Annotated in this window: 1 protein-coding gene; it reads left to right on the top strand. The window is 63.3% G+C overall.

Annotated features, from left to right (window positions below; genetic code table 11):
• Positions 1-465 precede the first annotated feature (465 nt).
• Positions 466-927: a hypothetical protein gene (locus tag FJ867_RS28880; RefSeq protein WP_181168473.1), complete on the top strand. Its 462-nt coding sequence runs from the start codon at positions 466-468 to the stop codon at positions 925-927.
• The last annotated feature ends 286 nt before the right edge of the window (positions 928-1,213 follow it).

Raw genomic sequence — 1,213 nt, 5'->3', positions numbered from 1 at the left:
CAGCCACCTTCCAGGGCGAGTTCTCCGGCAACCTGAAGAGCTATTCCGGCAAGCTCAAGCTCGGCATCACCTGGTGAACGATGGTGTCCATGGCCCTACGAAGTTGCAGGCGGACAAACAATACCCGTGGCCATCGGGGCAGCCGAGATGCGGTCGATTTTGCCGGTCGGGGTGGACCGTCTGAGGGCAAAGAATCGGTTTTAAGATCCTCCAATTCGGGGGATTCCGGGAGCCGGGCAGATGGGTAGAAAAGTCGATGTCACGCGGACTCGCTTGACGGCCGCCCTGCTTGGGCAAACCTGTCTGTCGACGTCGGGAACACGCCTGACGCTGGCATCCTTCTAACAGCAGGCACGCTGTGGACAGCGTTTCCGGCAAGAGCCACCGACTGGATTGTCCAAGACGAGACGGATCTCAGGAGTGCTATCATCCACGCCCACGACGGCGACAGCATCACGTTCACCCATGGACAGCACCTTGCGCGCCAACCTGCCGATCATGCAGAAGGACGTGACCGTCATCGGCGGCAACCACACGCTCTCCGGCGACAACCAGCATCGTAGCGTATTCGTGCAGTCCGGCAACGTCGCGACCAACGATCTCACCATCGCCAATGCCAAGGCACTGGTCGGCAAGGGCGGCGACGGTGCGGTCGATGTCGGCCTCGACTGGGCGGTGGCGGCGGCGGTAGCGGTACAGCCGGGTCCGACGGTTTTGGCGGCGGCGGTAGCGGACTGGGCGGGACCGGTGGCTGCTGCAAAGGCGGCGGCGTTGGCACAGTGGCTGCGCACGGTGGCTTCGCCGGCGGCAATAGCAACAGCAACGACCGCAATGCTGGTGGCGCATTGCGGTGCCGGCAGCATTGCTGGCCGTGGCGATCTGGCTTGGAGGCGGCGGAAGGAAGGGGAGGCCGGCTCTCTAGCTTGAGCGACTGGGGTGTGCACGTGTATTGCCGGGACAAGCGATATATCCATTGTGCCCCGGCAGTATTGAGGTTGCGAGGCAGAAGCGCTGCTCCACGGAGTTCCGTCGCTTCCTCGCCTCGACATCTATTTGGTGAGATGCAACAGTCGTTGAACGAGATCTGGAAGGCAAAAGCCGACGGCCTGTCGCTTTCGCGCCTGGTGCGGGCGCGGGCGGCAAGCCTCGGCCTGGTTGCCGCGTTGGGCTTCATGCTGCTGGTATCGCTGGCGGCAAGCGCAGCGATCACCGC

Origin of the sequence: Mesorhizobium sp. B2-5-3, from assembly GCF_006441005.1 — a bacterium.
Classification (GTDB): domain Bacteria; phylum Pseudomonadota; class Alphaproteobacteria; order Rhizobiales; family Rhizobiaceae; genus Mesorhizobium.
This window is presented reverse-complemented; position numbering and strand designations above follow the sequence as displayed.

Coding starts and splice junctions, on each gene's coding strand:
- FJ867_RS28880 (WP_181168473.1), top strand. CDS start 466: ATGGACAGCACCTTGCGCGCCAACCTGCCGATCATGCAGAAGGACGTG.